Genomic DNA, 16388 nt, shown 5'->3' with positions numbered 1-16388 from the left:
CGGCGACGCAACTACTTAAACGGCCGTCGACTGGCAAAAGCCACCGCGCGGAACTAGCGACCCAGCAGGGGCCTACCCGGCGAAAGTCGAACCGCGAGCCGACGCCCTCAGTCGTCGGCGGGCGCGAGCGACTTGCCCTCGCCGTCGGTCGGGGCGGGCGAGTCGGCCATGTCGTCCTCGTCGGCGTAGGGGTACCACGTCATCTTCGTGTTGTGCATATACGGGTCCTCGTAGTCGGTCTCCTCCGCCTCGGCCAGGTCCTGGAGCGCGTCCTCGTCGCGCTCGGCGACGAAGTCGCGGAAGGTCTGGCCCTCGGCGCGCTCGTCCTCGAAGGTGGCGAGCAGGTTCTCGATGTACCCCGGCACCTCGTCGGCGGGGACGCGCATCTCGACCCAGTCCGCGAAGTGGGGGTTCTCGCCGAGGCCGCCGCCGAGGCCGATGTCGAGCGCCTCGACCGGTTCGCCGTCCTTGCGCGTTTTCATCCCGCGCAGGGAGATGTCGGCGATCTGCGGCTGGGCGCAGGAGGCGGTACAGCCCGAGAGGTGGATGTGGAAGTCCGTGAGGCCCTCGGGGAGTTCGACGTTGTCCTTGAGCCAGCGGGCGTAGCGGACCTGCCGGTTCTTCGTCTCGACGATGGAGAGCGAGCAGAACTCCGTCCCCGTGCAGGCGATGGAGCCGCGCATGAACGGGTGCGGGTCCGGCGAGTAGGTCTCCAGCAGCGGCTCGTCGAGGAACTCGTCGAGTCGGTCGCTGTCGACGTCCGTGACGATGACGTTCTGGCGCTGGGTCAGGCGGACCTCACCGGAGCCGTACTCGTCTGCGAGGTCGGCGAGTTCGAGCACGTCGTCGACGCCCATGCGGCCGACGAGGACGTCGAGGCCGACGTAGTAGTTGCCGTCGGGCTGTTCGTGGACGCCCACGTGGTCGCCGTGTTCCTCGCCGCCGGCGTTGTACGTGTAGCTCTCGCGCATGTTCTCGCCCGCGGTCTTCAGTTCGAAGTCGACGAACTCCTCCTGGAGCACGTCGCGCATCTTCTCGGTCCCCCACTCGTCGACGAGGAACTTGATACGGGCGTTGAAGCGGTCCTCGCGGTCGCCGTACTCGCGGAACAGCGCGGACATGCCGGCGCCGATGTCCGCGGCCTGCTCCGGCGGCACCCAGACGTCGATAGAGCGCGAGAAGCGGGGTTCCTTGCGGGAGAGTCCGCCGCCGACGCGGACGTTGAAGCCGAGTTTCTCCTCGCCACCGTCGGACGAGTCCGACGAGCCTCCGGCTTCGCCGGAGACGTCGACTTCCTTCGTGGCCGGTTCGAAGGCCAGGTCGTTGATGTCGCCCTGCCCACAGCCCTGGTCACAGCCGGTGACGGCGACCTTCCACTTGCGCGGGAGATTGGCGTAGTCGTCGTTGCCCTTGAACGTCTCGTGAAGCTCCTCGGCGACCGGCCAGGCGTCGATGTGCTCGTGTTTGTCCTTGCCGGCGACGGGACAGCCGACGATGTTGCGCCACGAGTCGCCGCAGGCCTGCTGGGTCCCCAGTCCGTTGGCCTCCAGCTTCTCGAAGATCTCCGGGATGTCCTCGAGTTTGATCCAGTGCAGCTGGATGGACTGGCGGGTCGTCCAGTCGCAGTAGGCGCCGCCGAACTCCGGGTTGTCGACCGGGCCGCGGGCGTACTCGTCGGCGATCTCCCCGACGACCTGCAGCTGCCCGGGTTCGAGGACGCCGTTGGGCGTCCCGATGCGCATCATGAAGTACGATTCCTGGCCCTTCCGCTGGTGGTACAGCCCCCACCACTTGAAGCGCTCGAACCAGGCGTCGTGCTCGTCCTCGGGGATCGAATCCCAGCCCTCTTCGGCGAACTCCAGCAGGTGCTCGCGTATCTCGTTCCCATAGATCTCGTCTTTCCAGTTTTCGACTTTCGTCGGCATTCGTACCTCTCCCAAAGCCATCCGTACTTATACGAACGCGTATCTCGACAAGCAACCCCACCTCTCGCGTAAACCGGATCGTGTTGCCGGTTATTCGGGCCGAGCGAGGCGGTGGCGTCTGTCCGGAATGCGGACGCTCTGGGGGTCGACCGGCGAGAAGTCGCCGCTCTCGGGGTCGATGACGCGGCCGACCGTGATCCAGCCGGTGACGCCTTCGGTGCCGCACGTGATACAGCGGCCGGCGACCCGGGTCTGGACGTCCGGGTGGTCGACGCCGACCTCGGCGAATCCCTCGACGAGGAAGTCGGCCGTCTCGCAGGAACAGACGTCCTGGCGGGCGAGCGGCCACAGGTCGCTGACGCTGATCCGGCGCTGGTCGTTGACGCTGATCCAGGCGCCGTCGTCGAGCTGGTGAACGTCGGTGGTCACTGGTCGCCGCTACGCCCCCGATCACCCAGAGGTTGTCGGCCGATACAACACTCGCCGGCGGATCGGCCGGCTCACCCACCGGATCCGGGCGTCCGAGATAGGTGAAGCGATTGCCGCTACATCGAAGCCCGGGTAGCAATTACGGGAGCGCGCGGCGTTAAGGGGGAAGGGGGTATAGGGAGGGACACGAAGCACAGATGACGCAGGCAACTGACACGCACGACGACGAAGCGCCCGAGCCGGACACCAGCCACCTCGACGACGTGGAGGACGGCTGCGGTTGCGCCGAGGTCTGGGAGCACCTCTCCGAAGAGCGCGCGGAAGCCGACGACTGAGGGCGCGGGGTAGCCCGATGCCAGCGCGGCGGCGACCGTCGCGGCCGTGCGTTCGCGGTGCCAGCAGACGGGACCCTTTTGACAGACCATTCCGAAGGAGCGAGTGATGAGCGACGAGGGACCAGGAGAGCCGCCGACTGATCGCGAGTCGCCGGTCGGTGCGCCGGTCATCCGCGGCGACCCGAGCGTCACCGGCCAGCGGCCCGAAGAGGCCGTCGAGTTCGACCCCGACGACCCGGAGAGCCTCGAGACCGCCGCCCAGACCGTCCGGCAGTTCGCCAGCGACGCAGCTGGCGAGGCAGACACCGTCTTCATGCTCCGCGGCGCCGCCGCCTGTGCCGCCCTCGTCCGCGGTGAAGGCTCCTACAAGGCCGCCGCCGAGCGCGCCGGCGGTGAGGCCACCGTCGCGTTCATCCGCAAGTGGTCCCGCGTCCACGACCTGCCCCGCTCGATCCGCAAACACGTCGCGATGGGCGAGATCGCCCCCACCGCCGCCAAGCACATCGCTCGCGTCGCCGGCGCGGCCCGCCTCCAGCTCGCCTGGGCCGCCCTCGACCACGACATGACCGTCCGCCAGGTCCGCTCGGTCGCCAGCGAGGTCAACGACGGCGTCCCCGTCGAACGGGCGCTCGCCGCCGAAGGGATCACCCTCGGCGAACTGACGATGGAGCTCCCGCCGGAGATCTATCGGGAACTCCGCCGGCGGGCCGCGCTGGAGGACGTCGACCCCGACGACATCGTCGCGACGGCGCTCGAACGGCGCTTCGAGCGCGGGTGATCGTAAGGACTTAATCGAGAACTCCCGGACAAGCTAACGCGGGCCGGTAGCTCAGTTAGGCAGAGCGTCTGGCTTTTAACCAGATGGTCGGGGGTTCAACTCCCTCCCGGCCCGTGCAGTGAACCGTCGAGTGACAACGAGACGGTGAACGAACCGGCCCGGAAGGAGGTGAACCACGCGAGACGAGCGAAAGCGAGTCTCGCATTCGGGTTCAACTCCCTCCCGGCCCGTTGCTGTGTCGCGAACGAACGGCGAGTCACAGCTCAGAGCGGCGAAGCCACTCCGGTGAACGGACGTGACGAGCGGCGTCATCACAAACGGGGTGGGAGCGACCGAAACGACCACTCAGTTGACCCCGCCCCTTAGCCGTTAAATCGCCTTAATCCGCCGAAATCCTGCCTCATGAACGGGACCCTATAATCGGTCCCGACACGTCGAATCGGATGCAGACATGAACATCGATAGAGACACCTTCCGGAGCGCCGTCGGACCGGAGACGGTGGAATCGGCCAGCAAAGTTCTCCTCGGGACGGGGGCGCTCGTCTTCGTCCTCCTGCTCGCGTCCCTGCTGCCGGGACTGGACCGATTACTCCCGGAGACGCCCGTGACACTGGCCGCTGTCATCGGCGCGCTCGCGACACTGGCAGTCGTCGGCCTGCTGCTGTATCTGGCGTCCGGACTGGCGGCGCTGACCCGACTGGCGCTCGACGGACCGGCCGCGGTCGTCGAACACGTCGCGTCGGTCGTCCACTGGCTGGCCGTGCTCGTCGCCGTCCTCGTCGCCCACGCCGGGCTGGCGCCGGCGGTGACGCCGCTGCTCGACGGTGCCCGCTGGACGTACGACGTGGCCTTCCTGTTGCTCGCGCTCGCCCCGCTGGCGGTCGTCGCGGCCCGGCTTTCCGTCGCAATCGACCCGCTCGCCGCGCTGGTCGCCGACAGCGTCGCCGGCGAGGATGACCGGTCGGCGTCCCCGAGCGAGACCGACGAACCGGAAGCAGACGCCGACGCGCCTGACTGGACGCCCGACGGCGGCCGCCGCTCGGGCTGACCCGGCGTCGAACCACGAAGTTTACCACGGTGAGTCGCGAGGTGACGAGTATGAACGTCACGAACCGCTTTTCGGATCGGCTGGAGCCGATCGGCATCGCCCTCGGCGTCCTGCTGGTGCTCGTCGCCCTCACGACGCTCGCCGGCGCCCCGTGGACGACCAAAGGCGACATGCTCGCCTCCGCGATTCAGGTCCTCGGTGCCGTCGCCACCGCCGGCATCGGCGTGTTGCTCGTCTGGCTCAGCCGAACCGACTGAGCGCGCCACCTTTCCTCGTCGGTCACTCACCCCCGTCAGTCCGTTCGCTGTTCCTCTCGCGTGTCACTGTGGTGGGTCACTGTCGCGTGTCACTGTGGTGGGTCACTGTGGTGGGTCACTGTCGCGTGTCACTGTGGTGGGTCACTGTCGCGTGTCACCGTCGCGCCGCTACGGACTACTCGTCAGAACCAAAGAAAAAGCGACCGTAGCCGTTGTGCGTCCCGCCGACGTCAGCCCCGGACGGGCAGGTACGCGGTCGCGAGCAGCAGGATGGCGGCGAGGAGGCTGAGTTCCGCGATGCCCCAGAGCCCGATCACGCGGTCGTTGTAGGACTCGATCTCCTTTTCCTCCGCCCGGTACTCGTCGTAGCGTTCGCCGGTCTCCTCGAGCAGGACCGACGAGTTGTCCTGGAAGTGCGCGAAGTACTGCTGGTCGCCGACGGTGAAGTTCTCACCCTCGGCGAAGCTGACGGTGTTCGTCACCTCTCCCGGGCGCGTCAGTTCGACGCTCTCGTTGGTCACCGCGTCGACGTTCGTCTCGTTGCCCTGGTAGCGGAGCGTCTCGCCTTCAGCGATGGTGTGGCGCTCGACCGCAGGGAAGTACTCCTCGACCGGGACGTTGGTGTCGTTCGCGCGGTAGGTGACCTTCTCGACGCCGTCCTGCATGATCGTCTCGTCGTACAGCGCCGGGTCCGCCTCGACCATCGCCTGGATGTCGCGCTGCTCGACGAACACGGCCTCGGTCGGGTCCGTCACGTTCTCGGTTCGGACGAGGAGCTGGTAGGGGCCGCCCCAGACGATCGACGCCGCGTCCGCGTCGACGCTCGTCACCGTCGCCTCGTTGCCCTGGTAGGTTACCGTGTCACCCGTGGCATAGGTCTCGTTCATCGACGCGTCGTCCGCGTTCGTGAGCGTGAACGAGCCTGCGCTCTCGTTGACGCTGACCTGGTACTCGCTGCCGTTGTACTCGACCGTCGACCCGGCTTCGAAGGTCTGCTCCTGACGGGCGGACTGGTCCTCCCAGCGCACGTCGGTCACGGGCACTTCGGAACCGTTGTCGATCGTGTTCGAGATGACGGCGGATTCGTTGACCCACGAGAGCTCGCCGCTCCCCGAATCCGCCGAGGCGACGGTGTACTGTCGGTCGTTGAGCGTCACCGTGTCGCCCGCGGTGTACGCGTCGCCGTCCATCGTGATGGTCGGCTCTTCCGCCGTCTGGAGCAGGCCGTACGCACCGGCCCCGATGACGAGGAAGAACACGAGATATATCGCCGCGGCGCGTCGTTGCATACCCGGGTGGTCGGGCGCCCCCGCGTATAATGATTACCAATTCCGCCGAAACCAGGGGGTGGAACCGCCGCACGAATGTGTTCGCGTACCACGGGCCGATAACCACTTCGACGGCACCCCCGCCGACTGTGATCGAGAAGGCCGTCGCTGCTCTCGGCGACCGCGCGCGCGGATGCTCGCGTGAGTTACCCCGGCGTCCCTGGCCGACGTCGAAACGGTTTCCCGAATCGTCTCCGTAGTGTAGATATGTCCACGACGGTTTCGACGCCCGATGCGGACGAGGCCTGTGCGTACTGCGGGTCCCGAATCTTCGACCACGACCCGATCTGCGTCCGGGACTGCACCGACGATTGCGGCTCACCGACCTACTTCTGTAACTACGCGTGCCTGTCGGCTCACGTCGACGAAAACGACCTCACAGCTGGCAACGCATGCGAGTGGACACCTGAGTGATCGACTTTCGATCACTCGACGTCCGTCGCCTGATAGAAGACCAGAACGCCGATAGCGAGGAGGACGGCGGCATACGCGACGGCAGCGCCGAAGTCCAACGCGTCGGCGCTCGACGTGAACGCCGCGTCGAAGAGTGCGTTCGTCGCGTAGTGGCTCGGCAGGAGCCGCGTCCATTCGGGCGCGTCGGTCGCGAGCGGGTTCTGGAACATGAGGACGTCTACCATCGGCGAGAACAGCATCACGTAGACGCCACCCAGTCGACCGAGTACGATGCCGACGACGACGCCGAGAATGCCGTACGTGAGCCCGACGAGTAGCGTCGCGGCGACGAACGGGACGATGGTTTCGGGAGTGAACGCCAGCGCGGCGACGAGCACCGACGCCGCCGTCACGACGACGGTTCCGAGTCCGAGGGTTCCGACCCGCGAGACGACGAGATCGGCCGCGCTATAGCCGGCGAGGCGGAGCCTGTCGTCGGCCGCTTGCGACGTCTGGACGAGGAACAACCCGACGATGCCCGAGAGGATGGCGACGGTCACGGGCGTCATGAACGCCGCCGCGAACTCAGCCATGGGAACTGCAACGGTCGTCCCCTCGATCGTCGCCGGAACGTCCACGTCTGGAACGAGCAGGACGAACGCACCGATGATGTACGCCGGCAGGAACGCGAGCAGCGCGAGCAGGACGGGCGTCCGACGGAACTCCCGGACGCCCATCGTCACGGCGGTCGTAACGCGGCGGTTCATCAGGCGTCACCTCCGGATTCGACCTGGTAGGTGTAGGCGGCGACGCTCAGCAGTGCGAACAGCGAGAGGTGCCCGAGGGCCGGAATCAGATGTTCGGTCGCCAGCGAGCCCTCGACGACGGCCTGTGTCACGATGGCGTGGGGGTGCGCGAGCGGCGCGAACTGCGTGATACTGTCTTCGATGCGGAACAGACCGCTCGCGAAGACGTTGTCCACGTCCGCCAGGATGACGAGCAGGAGCGACCCCTCCAGTTCCTTGGGGAGCACGCTCCCGACGACGATGCCGAGCAAGCCGTACACGGCGCCGGCTAGTGCGAGCCCCGCGAACGCGACGACCGGTGCTCCGACCGGGTCGTCGACGAGAGCCATCAGAGAGACCGTGGAGACGATGCCGACGACGGCGCTGGCGACGGCGACGGTCGTGAACCGCGCGGCGACGAGTTCGAGACCACGGAAGCCACAGATCGCGAGCCTGCGGTCGGCGTACCGGGCGCTGATCATCTGGAAGAGGCCGAGGACGCCCGCGAGTGCGCCGGTAGCAAACACGGCGCCGGTAATCCGTCCGACCGTCGCGACCGACCCGTCAACTGCGAAAATACCCACGTCGGGGAATTGCCCCATGCCGACGCCGTAGATCTGGATCGACACCGCTGGCAGAACGACTAAGAGGACGACGGTGAACGGTTCCCGGACGAACGAGCGGGCGCTTGCCCGGACTCCCGTGACGGTCCGATTGACACCGCTCATTTGCTATCCCCCTGCCTAGCCGTCGCCCGCTGGCCAGTTCCGGCGCCGACGCCGTCGACGAACGAGTCGGTCCGTTTACAGGTGACGTCGTCGGCCGTCGGCTCCGGGCCCAGTCCCTCGCCGTCGCTGACATTCTGTTTGTGGAGGTGGCCGTCGTGGAGCTCGTAGACGACGTCGAAGCGATCGCGCTCGTTGATGATATGGGAGATGATGGCGACGCCGACCCCCCGGGTCCGAAGCTCTTCGGTCAGGTCCCAGAACGCCAGGAACGTCTCCCAGTCGAATCCCGTGTAGGGCTCGTCCAGCAGGAGGAGGTCGGGTTGGTGCATCAGTGCGACCGAGAGGTTGACTTTCTGTCGGTTACCGCCGCTGAGATGGCGGATCTGTCGGTCGCGAAAGCGTTCGAAGTCCAGCACGTCGGTCAACCATTCCCTGGCTTCGACGATCTCGTCGTCGCTCATCCCGTAGGCCGTTCCGAACAGTTCGAACGTCTCGTCGACGGTCAACCGGTCGTACAGCCGCGGTTCCTGCGGACACCAGCCGACCGAGCCAGCGCGGTCGACCTCGCCAGCATCGTGGTCGAGAACGCCGGCGAGAATTCCCATAAGCGTCGACTTGCCGCTTCCATTCTCGCCCATGATCCCGACGACCTGTCCGCGTTCGACCCGGAGGGTCGCGCCGTCGAGAACTTCCACGGACCGAGTGAACGGAAGAGCGGAGTCGTAGGCTTTCTCGACTCCGTTCGCGCTGACGACGGCGTCGCCCTGATTGATCGCGGTACCCGCGGCGGCGTCTCTTCGATCGGGTTCTTCGTTCATTACACTCGTATAGACGTACACATGTTCTAATGCGATTTCCCTTAAGAAACATTAGAAAGGGGCCAGCCATACATTCGATTTGAATGAAATCCCGTCCCGGAGGTTTCGCTACTCGGAGCGGGCCACTGTTATGGATTCTCGGCGACAAGACCCGCTTCAAGACGCCAGTTCAGTGGTCTGAATGGAGACTGACTTGCCGCTATGCTCGCTTTCGATTCTTCGTCCACATCCTCTCGCGTTCCCCGGAGTACACACCCGAGGGGTGGATTAACAGGAAATCGCCGCTGTCAGCCGGTTTCTGGCCGTTTCAGTGACAATCAGGATACGTCCCGAGAACGGCTGCAGAAATGTATAGTCCGAAGAGTCACTTTGTATTCCAACGACTTCCCCGCACCTCGACCTTGGTCTCGAAACAGGAATCGCATTGAAATATGGTTGCGTCTCTTCGAACAGGGTTCGCTATCGAGCGGACGAGGGAAACGATGACCACTGGAGACACAACTCGTCAATTCAATCGTATCGACTTCGAGCGGCGCCGACTTGTAGGAGACTACGCGGGACCGGGCGAGGAATTGAACGATCGGGGCATCCTTCGGCCGGAACAGGAGGTCGAGGGCTGATGCTGCAGGGGGCGCTCGGGTCGCAACTGTTCGAGGCCCTTCGGATCGGGTTCGGGTTTCTCTGGACAGCCGTATGGGCGATCATCATGGGTTTGGTCATCACTAGCCTCGTACAGGTCTACGTTTCCAAAGAGCGGATGGCGGCGGTTCTCGGCGAAGGTGATATCGAGGGTATCACGAAGGCGACGCTGTTCGGTGCAGCCAGTAGCGGCTGTAGTTTCGGCGCCGTCGCCATCGGCAAGGGCCTGTTCAAGAAGGGCGCTCACGTCGTCAACTTCCTCGCCTTCATGTTTGCGTCGACGAACCTCATCGTCGAACTCGGCTTGATGATCCTGCTCCTACTGGGCTGGGAGTTCCTCGTCGCCGAACTGCTCGGCGGCGTGATCCTCATCGCGGTCATGGCGGTCATCGTCCACCTGACCCTTCCCGAGAATCTCTTCGACCGCGTTCGCGAGGAACTCAACGAGCGCGACCACGAGCACGGCGTCTCCGAGGACCCGACCTGCGGAATGGAGGGCAAAGACGAATACTCCATCGTCACCGACGGCGGCGAGACACTGAGATTCTGCTCGGAAGGGTGCCTGGAGACCTATCGCCAAGAAGTAGCGAGCACTGGCGGCTGGCGGGACGAACTCCTGTCATGGGGCGGGTGGTACAAGGTCGGCAACCAGTACCGCAAGGAGTGGTCGATGCTCTACAAGGACGTGATCGCGGGCTTTCTCGTCTCTGGGTTCGTCATCGTTTTCGTTCCGCAGTGGGTCTGGAACGCGCTGTTCATCCAGGGCGATGGCTTACTCGCGAGTGCGGAAAACGCGGTCATGGGCGTCGCCATCGCGGTGATCAGCTTCGTCGGGAGCATGGGCAACGTGCCCTTCGCCGTGGCGCTGTGGGGCGGCGGCGTCAGCTTCGCCGGCGTCATCGCGTTCGTTTACGCCGACCTCATCACCGTGCCCGTCCTCAACGTCTACCGCAAGTACTACGGCTGGAAGGTGATGGCGTACATCCTCGGCGTGTTCTTCGTGACGATGGCGTTCACGGGCTTCCTCATGGAACAGCTGTTCGAGGCGCTCGGCATCGTCCCGAACCTCGCCGGCGGCCAGACGGCGACCGAACAGACCTACTTCGAACTGAACTACACGTTCTACCTCAATCTGATCGCCTTCGCTCTGTCGGGGTTCCTCCTCTACGTCTATCGGCGCGGACTGGGAGCGCCCGGGCAGTATCGCGACCCGGTTTGCGGGATGCGAACCCACGACGACGGGCCGACCGCGACCCACGACGGCGAGACGTACCGCTTCTGCTCGCGCACCTGCAAGCGCGCGTTCGAGCAGACGCCTGAGAAGTTTGCGACCACCGAACCCGTCGCTAACGCGGCGTCTGGTGGACACGAGCACCACTGACCATGCAGGGGAGAACTTCCGAACCGCCGACCGACGCACGCACGGGCCGTTCGCTCCCAGATTGGCTGGAAACGTACACGAAATTCGGCCTCTACGGCCTCTGCGTCGGGACTGTCCTCTGTCTCCTCGCCCTGTTCACGAACCCGGTCCCCGACCCGTCCTTTCCATGGTTCTCGCTGCCCGAAGTGTATGGCCTTCCGATCACCCAGCCACGGATCGAACACTGGCCGGTGAGCTACACCGTTGGGATCTGGCTGTGGATCACGTGCGCACCGGCGCTCTTTCTCCGTGGATACGAACGATTCGCGGGACGATGGCAGTACGGTCCCACGGCGTGGCTCGTCGGCCTACCGACCGTCGCGATGATCGCGTTGACGACGTATTGCCGCTTCTTCTGGCCGAAACCGCAGCCGGCGACGTGGAACGCCCCGGCCTACACGTTCGTCTGCTGGGCGTACTGCTCCACCTACGATCCGCTCTGGAGCAATCTCGCGTATGCTATCGCGGCCGTCGGCGTCATCGCATTCGGCATGCTCGTTCGGGGGTCGTCACTCTCCGTCGCTGCGGAGGCTACGTTCGGCGCGCTGGCGTTACCGCTCGGTCTGCCGGCGCTGTTCGACGCGTATCGGCGAGCGACGACGGGTCAACGGTAATCTAATCGTGACGCCCCCTAGTGGACCGCTGATACGCGAGGGTCACTGCATCGCTCCATATGCCCCGACGCGCGGGCTAGTGAGTCTCGTCGAACCGATCGCCGGTAGCGTCTTCGCTCGAAGTCCGTCGATTTGCGTTGGGCCGTTACCTGTGCAGGGGACCACTCGAGGTCAGAATCTTCAGGACCGATCAATTCCGGTTCGGTGTCACACGCACAGCCCCGATGCACTGCAGTGACGAACGTGGTGATCGATACAAACCTGACACGCACCCCATAGTGGGGACAGTGACGGGCCACGCCACACATTTCCCGCTGAGGATGCCGAAATAACCGGATGCACTCCCGCCTATTGTCACGGATTGTGTGCGAAAGGTTACAAGCCAAGGGCCGGATTTGAACCGGCGATGGGCGGCTCTGCAGGCCGCTGCGTTCGGCCGGACTCTGCCACCTTGGCGCACGTACTCCTATTCGATTGTCCCGCTTAAGCATAGCGGAACAGTACTGCCCCGCTCTCTCGTGGTTTCCCGGCGGTACCGCCTCAATTATTGTTTTCCGATTCACCGCGCCCTTCTCGGAGTAGATCCCGAGCCGATTCATCCGCGTCTACGGACCCTCGAAACTCAGTGATGGACTCTGCGGGTCCCGTCGCTGTGCGCCCGTCGTCGCGAATTTTCTCCTCGGCTGCCCTCGTGAACTGGTCGATCGGATCGACAGTTGTGGCGCTCGGCATCGGTCCGTATTCATCCCAATCCCTGGCGTACCTGACGACTACGCCTGACTCTACACCTGTATCAGTATCCAGGTCGTACGATTCGTACCGTCGATGGATCCCGAGAACGAGAACTTCGCCATACTCCCGATGGTCGTATATCGACCCCGATTCGATCTCCATGTGCCCGTCTTCTGTTTCAGAGCAGTAGTTCTTTGTCCCCGTCTCCGGGTGGCAAGAAGGGCAGAACGTCAGCCCGGTTTGGAGACAGAGTCGCTCGTAACATGTATTCACCGCACCCCCATCTGCATCGGCGACTAATAGAGTGTCTCTGATCCGCGCTACGCAGTGACCGAACGCCGCGCTGTCGGCACTCGTCGATAAATACGAAAACCCCCGACTAGCGGTGAAACTAGTCGAGGGTAATGAGTGATGTCCGGCCGGATGTGGCCGGAGATGAATGGAGGCGGCGAACCAGGTTTCCCAGAGACTCTCGTACTCCAGTACTCGCCGGAACGCAGGCGGGCTTAACTTCCGTGTTCGGGATGGGTACGGGTGTAAACCCCGCCGCTATGGCCGCCCTAACGCCGATCCGCGGAATCGAACCGCGCGTGGCCTGCGATCGGTGGTCTCCGAGACCGTGTGTACGTGCGATCCAGATTGCGCCTGGACTCGTTCTGTCGAGTCACAATGCGGTATGATTGGTGGCTTCGGTCAGTTAGTTCTCGCGGGCTGAACACCTCGTTGCCTCGGTGCGTACACCCCAAGTCTATCGAACTCGTCTTCTACGAGCGACCTCAGCGGTGCTTCTTTTCCAGGTGGGTTTCCGGCTTAGATGCGTTCAGCCGTTACCCCGTGTGGCGTGGCTGCTCGGCAACTGCCCTCTCGGACAACCGATACACCAGTGGCCACCATCCGTAGTTCCTCTCGTACTATACGGACGTTCCCGTCAAGCACCATGCACCCCCAATAGATAGCAGCCGACCTGTCTCGCGACGGTCTAAACCCAGCTCACGACCTCCTTTAATAGGCGAACAACCTCACCCTTGCCCGCTTCTGCACGGGCAGGATGGAGGGAACCGACATCGAGGTAGCAAGCCACTCGGTCGATATGTACTCTTGCGAGTGACGACTCTGTTATCCCTAGGGTAGCTTTTCTGTCAGCCATTGCCCGCATCGAGCGGGTGAATGGGTTCGCTAAACCACGCTTTCACGTCAGCGTCACTCGTTGGGAATGACACTGTCAGTCCATCTTTTGCTTTTGCACTCTTCGCCGCGTTTCCGACACGGCTGAGATGGACTTGGGGCGCGCTCGATATCTTTTCAAGCGCGTACCGCCCCAGTCAAACTGCCCGGCTATCGGTGTCTTCCGCCAGGAGTGAGGGTCACAGTCACTACCGGGTAGTGTTTCATGAGTGACTCGGCGACGTGCTGGCGCACGCACCTGTGTAGCGTCTCCTACCTACCCTGCACAGTAGCGACCATGTCCCAGCGACAGCCTGCAGTAAAGCTCCATAGGGTCTTCGCTTCCCCTTGGGGGTCTCCAGACTCCGCACTGGAACGTACAGTTCACCGGGCCCAGCGTTGGGACAGTGAGGCTCTCGTTGATCCATTCATGCAAGCCGCTACTGAAGCGGCAAGGTACTACGCTACCTTAAGAGGGTCATAGTTACCCCCGCCGTTAACGGGTCCTTCGTCTCATTGTACTGAGTGTTCAGATACCCGCACTGGGCAGGATTCAGTGACCGTACGAGTCCTTGCGGATTTGCGGTCACCTATGTTGTTACTAGACAGTCGGAGCCTCCGAGTTACTGCGACCTGCCCCTTCCCGGGGCAGGCATCCCTTATCGCGAACTTACGGGACTAACTTGCCGAATTCCCTAACGCCGGTTGTTCCCGACAGGCCTAGGCTTTCTCCGCCATGGGCACCTGTGTCGGTGCTCGGTACGGACACCGTCCTCGTCTTTTCACGGGCCCCAGGTTGAACCGAATTGCTCTGTCCCGCCGTTCGTCCGCTTCGTGCCATTACGGCTTCCACGGAGTTGGACGGTTCGACCGGGCGATTGCCCGGCTCGGTCTACCCCAGGGCGTCGACTTTGAGTGGACGGTGGCACAGGAATATTAACCTGTTTCCCATTTCGATCTACGCGAGTTACGATAGATCTTAGGACCGGCTAACCCTCAGCTGACGAACAGTGCTGAGGAACCCTTGCCCTTTTGGCCGTCAGGATTCGCACCCGACTTTCGCTACTACTATGACCAGGATTTTCGTTTCTAATCGGTCCACACGAACTCTCGGCCGTGCTTCCACCCGATCAGAACGCCGACCTACGCAATCGCCCTGTGACGGGCGTGGTCAGGTATCGGTGGTGGACTTGAGCCCCGATCATTTTGGGCGCCTCAAACCTCGGCCGGTAAGCTGTTACGCTTTTCTTGGAGGGTAGCTGCTTCTAAGCTCACCTCCCGGCTGTCTAGGGCTTGAGACCACCTTCGATCGCACTTAGTCCACACTTGGGGACCTTAACCCGACTCTGGGTTGTCTCCCTCACGGTACACAGGCTTACCCCGCGCACCGGATTCCCTGCGTCAGCGGCGTTCGTAGGTTCGGAGTTTGACAGGTGTGCCGACCTCTCTCGAGGGCGGTCACACCAATCAGTCTCTCTACCCCACGAACTACCTCAGCAGAGGTCATGCTTCGACATGTTTCGGTCGGAACCAGCTGTTGCCGAACTCGATGGGCCTTTCACCCCTACACGTAGGTCACGGGAGGGTGTTGTAAAACACCAACCCTAGCAGGCTTCCACGTACCTTTCGGCACGCTTCACCTTGCCCACGCGTAGATCGTCCGGATTCGGGTCGTGCCCGTTTGACTCCCCGCGCTTGAACACGGCGGCCCTGGTGCAAAGCACTGCGGCCATGTCGGTTTCCCTGTGCCTTCCCCGATGAACGGGTTAGACTCGCCAAACAAGCACACTCCCTGGTTCGTTTTTCAAAACGTACGACGGAACACCGGCTTCCCGTGGGTCCTACTGTATCCTCGCGGATAGGTCGTTTTCCACGGGACCTTTCGTGCCCCGTCGCTCCATCGCCACCTGATTTCAAGCCCTATTGCACCTCCCTTCTGAGGGTGCTTTTCAGCGTTCGCTCGCGCTACTTGTTCGCTATCGGTCTCGAGGAGTATTTAGCCTTGGCAGTAGATGCCTGCCGTATTCTCGAGGGATTTCCAACCCCCGGTACTCCGGAACCGGCTCACGTCGTACTGGTTTCTGTTACGGGGCTTTCACCCTGTGTCGCGCTCCGTTCCAGGAGACTTCACAGAAACGGTCCGACGATGATCGCCGGCCCAATACACCACATCGGCCGAAGCCTTCAGTTTGGGCTGTATCGCGTTCACTCGCGGTTACTAACGACATCTCGTTTGATTTCTTTTCCGACCGGTACTAAGATGTTTCAGTTCCCGGCGTTCCCCATTGCGCGAAGCAATTGCGGTGGGGATTCCCATTCGGAGATCCTGCGTTCTTCGCTTCCATGCAGCTCCCGCAGGCTTATCGCAGCTTGGCACGTCCTTCGTCGGCTCTCGAGCCGAGCTATTCACCAGGTGGCATAGCAGCCACGTTAGTGGAGAAGGTCCGGTGAGGGACCTTCAATGTGGAGGTCCCGCGTGGGACCTCCGAGTGTGTGGAGATCCGGATGGATCTCCTACGTCATCGTTGGACTCGATGAACGAGTCCAGTGGACGCCTGGATCGCACGTACACACAGTCTCATCTGCACACCCACGGGTGAGGTGGTGTCTGCATCGACCCTTCCCATCCGCGCTCGCACGGGATGGTGCACCGGTCTTCGTACTACGGTTCGAACGGCGTGTCCCACTTAAGGGGCACGGTTCGAATCGCCGTACGTGACATGGACCCACTGGGATTTGAACCCAGGGCCTCCGCCTTGCAAAGGCGGTGCTCTGCCGCTGAGCTATGGGCCCGTGTTAGCCCTGGTAGTTCGTAGGTGCCCGGACTGCGAACGGTCGGCGGACGCTACGTGTGGGCTGGGGCGTCGCCCCAGTCCCGGTCAGTAGGAGGTGATCCAGCCACAGATTCCTCTACGGCTACCTTGTTACGACTTAATCCCCCTTGCGGAGCCCAGATTCGACTCGGGTATCCGAGCCTCATCCGGACCCCACTCGG

The 16388-nt window shown here is 63.3% G+C and carries 14 protein-coding genes, 3 tRNA genes and 3 rRNA genes; 8 read left to right on the top strand and 12 right to left on the bottom strand.

What is annotated here, in order from left to right:
* Positions 1–107 precede the first annotated feature (107 nt).
* Together ACMGFE_RS24530 and ACMGFE_RS24525 are read right to left on the bottom strand one after the other, a co-directional pair.
* On the bottom strand, positions 108–1925 hold the full coding sequence (locus ACMGFE_RS24530; protein ID WP_436927898.1) for a nitrite/sulfite reductase: 1818 nt from the start codon (positions 1923–1925) through the stop codon (positions 108–110).
* A 90-nt stretch (positions 1926–2015) separates the two neighbouring features.
* Positions 2016–2354 carry a DUF8134 family protein gene (locus ACMGFE_RS24525; protein ID WP_436927897.1) on the bottom strand — a complete coding sequence of 113 codons (339 nt, stop codon included), beginning with the start codon at positions 2352–2354 and terminating at the stop codon, positions 2016–2018.
* A gap of 197 nt (positions 2355–2551) precedes the next feature.
* Here ACMGFE_RS24525 and ACMGFE_RS24520 point away from each other — a divergent pair, with 197 nt between their 5' ends.
* From ACMGFE_RS24520 to ACMGFE_RS24500, 5 genes are all read left to right on the top strand, one after another.
* On the top strand, positions 2552–2689 hold the full coding sequence (locus ACMGFE_RS24520; protein ID WP_436927896.1) for a DUF8595 family protein: 138 nt from the start codon (positions 2552–2554) through the stop codon (positions 2687–2689).
* Positions 2690–2795: 106 nt separating this feature from the next.
* A complete protein-coding gene (locus tag ACMGFE_RS24515; RefSeq protein WP_436927895.1) occupies positions 2796–3467 on the top strand; it encodes a DUF7119 family protein in 672 nt (223 codons plus the stop codon).
* 40 nt (positions 3468–3507) lie between these two features.
* A tRNA-Lys gene (locus ACMGFE_RS24510) sits at positions 3508–3581 on the top strand.
* Positions 3582–3918: 337 nt separating this feature from the next.
* Positions 3919–4515 carry a hypothetical protein gene (locus ACMGFE_RS24505; protein WP_436927894.1) on the top strand — a complete coding sequence of 199 codons (597 nt, stop codon included), beginning with the start codon at positions 3919–3921 and terminating at the stop codon, positions 4513–4515.
* Between the two features lie 50 nt (positions 4516–4565).
* Positions 4566–4772 carry a DUF8123 family protein gene (locus ACMGFE_RS24500; protein WP_436927893.1) on the top strand — a complete coding sequence of 69 codons (207 nt, stop codon included), beginning with the start codon at positions 4566–4568 and terminating at the stop codon, positions 4770–4772.
* Positions 4773–5002: 230 nt separating this feature from the next.
* On the opposite strand, the gene ACMGFE_RS24495 is transcribed toward ACMGFE_RS24500, so the two are convergent.
* On the bottom strand, positions 5003–6061 hold the full coding sequence (locus tag ACMGFE_RS24495; RefSeq protein ID WP_436927892.1) for a DUF8231 family protein: 1059 nt from the start codon (positions 6059–6061) through the stop codon (positions 5003–5005).
* 246 nt (positions 6062–6307) lie between these two features.
* On the opposite strand from ACMGFE_RS24495, the gene ACMGFE_RS24490 reads away from it, so the two are divergent.
* Positions 6308–6514 (top strand): hypothetical protein, encoded by a 207-nt coding sequence (locus ACMGFE_RS24490; protein WP_436927891.1) that lies wholly within the window; start codon positions 6308–6310, stop codon positions 6512–6514.
* Positions 6515–6525: 11 nt separating this feature from the next.
* Here ACMGFE_RS24490 and ACMGFE_RS24485 read toward each other — a convergent pair whose 3' ends face one another.
* The 3 genes from ACMGFE_RS24485 to ACMGFE_RS24475 are packed head-to-tail and all read right to left on the bottom strand — an operon-like array spanning position 6526 to position 8824.
* On the bottom strand, positions 6526–7260 hold the full coding sequence (locus tag ACMGFE_RS24485; RefSeq protein ID WP_436927890.1) for a hypothetical protein: 735 nt from the start codon (positions 7258–7260) through the stop codon (positions 6526–6528).
* Positions 7260–8006, bottom strand: a complete 747-nt coding sequence (locus ACMGFE_RS24480) for a hypothetical protein (RefSeq protein WP_436927889.1) — start codon at positions 8004–8006, stop codon at positions 7260–7262. Before ACMGFE_RS24480 ends, ACMGFE_RS24485 begins: the two co-directional genes overlap by 1 nt.
* The gene (locus ACMGFE_RS24475) at positions 8003–8824 is read right to left on the bottom strand and encodes an ABC transporter ATP-binding protein (protein ID WP_436927888.1); all 822 of its coding nucleotides are present in this window, start codon (positions 8822–8824) and stop codon (positions 8003–8005) included. The genes ACMGFE_RS24480 and ACMGFE_RS24475 overlap by 4 nt, the downstream gene beginning before the upstream one ends.
* Positions 8825–9443: 619 nt before the next feature.
* Between ACMGFE_RS24475 and ACMGFE_RS24470 the strand changes: the two genes are divergently transcribed.
* Positions 9444–10844 carry a permease gene (locus ACMGFE_RS24470; RefSeq protein ID WP_436927887.1) on the top strand — a complete coding sequence of 467 codons (1401 nt, stop codon included), beginning with the start codon at positions 9444–9446 and terminating at the stop codon, positions 10842–10844.
* 2 nt (positions 10845–10846) lie between these two features.
* Positions 10847–11497: a hypothetical protein gene (locus ACMGFE_RS24465; protein WP_436927886.1), complete on the top strand. Its 651-nt coding sequence runs from the start codon at positions 10847–10849 to the stop codon at positions 11495–11497.
* Between the two features lie 380 nt (positions 11498–11877).
* Here the strand turns inward: ACMGFE_RS24465 and ACMGFE_RS24460 are convergent.
* The 6 genes from ACMGFE_RS24460 to ACMGFE_RS24435 all read right to left on the bottom strand — a co-directional run.
* Positions 11878–11953 (bottom strand) — tRNA-Cys (locus tag ACMGFE_RS24460).
* Positions 11954–12037: 84 nt separating this feature from the next.
* Positions 12038–12391, bottom strand: coding sequence for a hypothetical protein (locus ACMGFE_RS24455; protein ID WP_436927885.1), 354 nt, complete (start codon positions 12389–12391; stop codon positions 12038–12040).
* Positions 12392–12669: 278 nt separating this feature from the next.
* A 5S ribosomal RNA gene (gene rrf / locus ACMGFE_RS24450) occupies positions 12670–12792 on the bottom strand.
* A gap of 115 nt (positions 12793–12907) precedes the next feature.
* Positions 12908–15827, bottom strand: a 23S ribosomal RNA gene (locus ACMGFE_RS24445).
* A gap of 287 nt (positions 15828–16114) precedes the next feature.
* Positions 16115–16186 (bottom strand) — tRNA-Ala (locus ACMGFE_RS24440).
* Positions 16187–16277: 91 nt separating this feature from the next.
* Positions 16278–16388: ribosomal RNA gene (locus ACMGFE_RS24435) — 16S ribosomal RNA — on the bottom strand; the annotation flags it as partial.

The sequence above is a fragment of the Halosimplex amylolyticum genome, from assembly GCF_051414035.1.
GTDB classification, from domain to species: Archaea; Halobacteriota; Halobacteria; order Halobacteriales; family Haloarculaceae; genus Halosimplex; species Halosimplex amylolyticum.
This window is presented reverse-complemented; position numbering and strand designations above follow the sequence as displayed.